We start from the raw sequence: 3,576 nt of genomic DNA on the forward strand, positions 1-3,576 counted from the left end.
AAAAATATGTACAATACTAAAAATATTTATAAATAATTTATGTATTGATAATAAAAATAAGTAGCAATAATAATAACAATATAGTCGGGTTCTCTCTACATTTAGCATTGTTAAATAACAAATGTATAATAAATTATTTAACAGGCTGATGCCTTAATGTTAGAGATCATGCGTTTAGTGACCAAGTTATACATCATTTTATGAGATGACCGGACAATGAATAGAAAAGAGCTTATCGAGTATATACAGAAAACATATGCCGTAATCCCCGAATATTTATGGAGTAAGTACCCTAATTATGCGGTTTTCAGACATCATAATCATTCTAAATGGTTCGCCGTCATCATGGATGTCGCTGAAAACAAGCTATTTGATACGGGTAAAAATAATAAAGTCGATGTGATTAACTTAAAAGTACCGGTGCCTTTAGTGGGTGCTCTACGCTTAAAAAAAGCAGTTTATCCCGCTTATCATATGAACAAAGAGCATTGGATTTCTATTCGCTTAGACACAGATTTTGATGATACTGAGCTAAAATCATTAATTTCTGAAAGTTACGAACTGACGCAGTGAAAGGCTTAATACTAATAATCAATAACAAGGTGAATATAATAAAAACTTATAGTTATAAATAGAATATGTTTAGAAAAAGCATCTATTTTTGATGATTATATGACTTGGAAAAAGCAAAAGTGCACCCATGTTAAAAATAACTTTATAACAGTTTTGAATCTGTGTTTCCTTAAAGTCATTGATAGCGTCAGGTGGAGTAAAGATGAACAAAGTGGTTTATAAAGTGAGTGGACTATGGAACGAAACGTCCTTTGTAAATCTATTTATTGCAACGAATGAAAAAGAAGTATTATCTGCAATTATACTATGGGCTCAGTTTAGTGGTGCAAAAGTGGATGATTTATCTATTGAGTATTATAGTTCCGTGCATTAACACAGTGTTAACTTATTGATTAATAACTTAATTATTACTAAATATCAATCAATTTAATCAGATAGCTAATATTTGCTGTAAGTATATTAGCTATTTGCTATTCATATCTATCAATATTGTGATATCAGTGGTTAACGGCTATCCTTTCTTTTAATAATATTTTACAAACTAATTAAATGATAAACATAGTAAAAGTAGCATTATGTTACTAAGATAAATTATGAGCATAGATTTATTAATCTGATTAGTCAGGTTAGGTGATTGTTTCATATGAGGTCATAGCCATGCCCAAAACTCTTATGAGTCTTAAACAAAATGATTTTACGCATAAAAAAATTATCGTAGGTATTAGTTCATGCTTATTAGGGGATAAAGTGAGGTTTGATGGTGGGCATAAATGTTGTCATCTTGCTGCTGATGAATTATCTGAGTTCTTTGAATATCAATCTACTTGCCCAGAAATGGCTATTGGTTTACCGACACCCAGACCAGCATTACGATTAGTTCAGTCTAAGACTGGTGAAGTTAGGTTAAAATTTAGTAATGGAAGTGAAGGTGACTTAACCCAAATGATGAATGATTACTCTATAGAATATTTGAGGAGATTTAATCAATTTAGCGGTTATATCGTGTGTGCGAAATCACCCAGTTGTGGATTAGAACGTGTCCGGGTTTATGATCCAATAGGCAACGGCAATAAAAAATCGGGTACAGGCATTTTTACTGAAAATCTGAAAAGAATAATGCCGTGGTTACCTATAGAAGAAGATGGGCGGTTAAACGATCCCTATATTAGAGAAAATTTTATTACACGGGTGTTTGCGCTTAATGAGCTAAATCAATTGAAAATAAATAACTTTACTCGCCAGGCATTAATTGATTTTCATACAAGATACAAACTATTGTTATTAGCTCATTCACAACCGCTTTATCGGCAACTAGGGCGCTTTGTTGCTAACAATAAAGATTGGGATTCATTAGAGACTTTCTTTGTTGAATACCGTAATCGATTTATGGCTCTATTACAACATCAAGCCACACGTCGTAATCACACTAATGTTCTTATGCATGTGCAAGGATATTTTAAGCAAGATTTAACTTCTAAGCAGCGACAAGCATTAAGCCAATTGATCTTAGAGTATCGTCAAGGAATACAACCTTTATTGGCACCATTAACATTAATTAATCATTACTTATCAGAATACCCAGATAATTATCTGAGTAAACAAAAATACTTTTATCCTTATCCTCAATCTTTAAGATTACGTTATGGTTTGTAATATATTAATTCCACTACTGTATCTATTTTTATAGAAAGAAAATAACTATTTTTAATAAGTGAATTTTATATTTAAAGCAAGGGGAATAGGACTGCTTTTTGTATTTAATGCTTTGTTAATGTAAGTTAAATTATAATATTTTGTAAAAGGATGTAAGTCAGACCGTTCTGTTTATATTTTATGTCAGTATTCTTTTTTTTATAAAAAGAGGCTGATATGTCTACAATGAAAACTGAAGTCGTTGTTATTCGTTTAACCAAACAAGAGCGAGCTGCATTAGATTCAATAAAAACGATGCCATTACTTGCAGATTGGCTAAAGGAGCTAGCCCTTTCCAAGTGGAAGGAGCAGGCATTACAATTAGAACAATCTAAAAATGGGCATAGTAATTAATGAAGTACGAGGGTAACAATCAACAATCTTAACTAAAATCCTCGATAAAAAATTATTGAATAGATTGTTAGCGATTCTATTTCAATCAGTTAAGTTATTAGTGTTATCAACTTACTGATTGCAAAAAGAAAAGCCCAATGTGGCGGCATTGGGCTTAGTGTCTCAAATAGATGGGTATATAAAACTATTAGAGAACTCTTTTACTTTAATTCAAATTTATTTATAGAATTAACAATAAGTGCTTTTTGATAGAAGAATAGTGATGTTCGTATAAAATATGAGCATTTTTATCTTATCCTGTTTTATAGTCTTAAGTTAGACCAATTTCATGCAATAGTGTGTCGATATCCTACTTTGTTGTAGTTTTATGTTAATTTTTACTTGATATCGCTCTTGTTTTTCACATAAAGAGTATGACAGTGACAGCAATTTAAGGGAGACTTAAAAGTAGTATGACACTCATCACTCATTGATAATGGAAGGTAGGTAATATGTTTCCAGAATATCGTGATTTAATTGCTAAGCTTCGTCAAACTGATCCCCATTTCCGAGCCCTGTTTGAACAACATAATGAACTTGACCATAAAATTGTACGCTTAGAACACCGAGATAGGCGAGGATATGGAGAAGAAGTTGTTGAATTAAAAAAACAAAAATTACGTCTAAAAGAAGAAATACATCAGATCTTAAAAAATCCCCCAGAAGATGAGTAGCACAAATAAGTACTGTATGTAATTAATAAAATTAAATAGAAATAATAAAAGAAGGCCATATAGCTAATGGCCTTCTTTTATTATGGTTTAAAGGTAATATTTCTCATGATATTTATATCTTTTGATTTTTTGTGAATAAGAACTAAAAATTTTAATACTGTTTATATGTTTTTATTTTATACTGCATAAAAATATTTAATTTAGTTAAGTTGTATAGTTAAATTTTATTTAGGTTTTTATAAAG

Annotated in this window: 5 protein-coding genes; all 5 read left to right on the forward strand. The window is 30.6% G+C overall.

What is annotated here, in order from left to right; all coding sequences use genetic code 11:
- Positions 1-216 precede the first annotated feature (216 nt).
- Positions 217-573 (forward strand): MmcQ/YjbR family DNA-binding protein, encoded by a 357-nt coding sequence (locus tag ACYUCW_RS17870; protein ID WP_004242530.1) that lies wholly within the window; start codon positions 217-219, stop codon positions 571-573.
- A 202-nt stretch (positions 574-775) separates the two neighbouring features.
- Complete coding sequence (locus ACYUCW_RS17875; RefSeq protein WP_004242531.1) at positions 776-946, forward strand: hypothetical protein; 171 nt, start codon at positions 776-778, stop codon at positions 944-946.
- Between the two features lie 284 nt (positions 947-1,230).
- Positions 1,231-2,226: a YbgA family protein gene (locus ACYUCW_RS17880; protein WP_004247915.1), complete on the forward strand. Its 996-nt coding sequence runs from the start codon at positions 1,231-1,233 to the stop codon at positions 2,224-2,226.
- A 216-nt stretch (positions 2,227-2,442) separates the two neighbouring features.
- The gene (locus ACYUCW_RS17885) at positions 2,443-2,619 is read left to right on the forward strand and encodes a hypothetical protein (RefSeq protein ID WP_004247917.1); all 177 of its coding nucleotides are present in this window, start codon (positions 2,443-2,445) and stop codon (positions 2,617-2,619) included.
- A gap of 491 nt (positions 2,620-3,110) precedes the next feature.
- Entirely contained in the window at positions 3,111-3,332 is a 222-nt protein-coding gene (locus tag ACYUCW_RS17890) for a YdcH family protein (protein WP_004242534.1), read from the forward strand.
- Positions 3,333-3,576: the final 244 nt, after the last annotated feature.

The sequence above is a fragment of the Proteus sp. MB838 genome (genome assembly GCF_054767435.1).

Excerpts from the sequence above, each read along its gene's own strand:
- ACYUCW_RS17890 (WP_004242534.1), top strand. The coding sequence starts at position 3,111 with ATGTTTCCAGAATATCGTGATTTAATTGCTAAGCTTCGTCAAACTGAT.
- ACYUCW_RS17885 (WP_004247917.1), top strand. The coding sequence starts at position 2,443 with ATGTCTACAATGAAAACTGAAGTCGTTGTTATTCGTTTAACCAAACAA.
- ACYUCW_RS17870 (WP_004242530.1), top strand. The coding sequence starts at position 217 with ATGAATAGAAAAGAGCTTATCGAGTATATACAGAAAACATATGCCGTA.
- ACYUCW_RS17875 (WP_004242531.1), top strand. The coding sequence starts at position 776 with ATGAACAAAGTGGTTTATAAAGTGAGTGGACTATGGAACGAAACGTCC.
- ACYUCW_RS17880 (WP_004247915.1), top strand. The coding sequence starts at position 1,231 with ATGCCCAAAACTCTTATGAGTCTTAAACAAAATGATTTTACGCATAAA.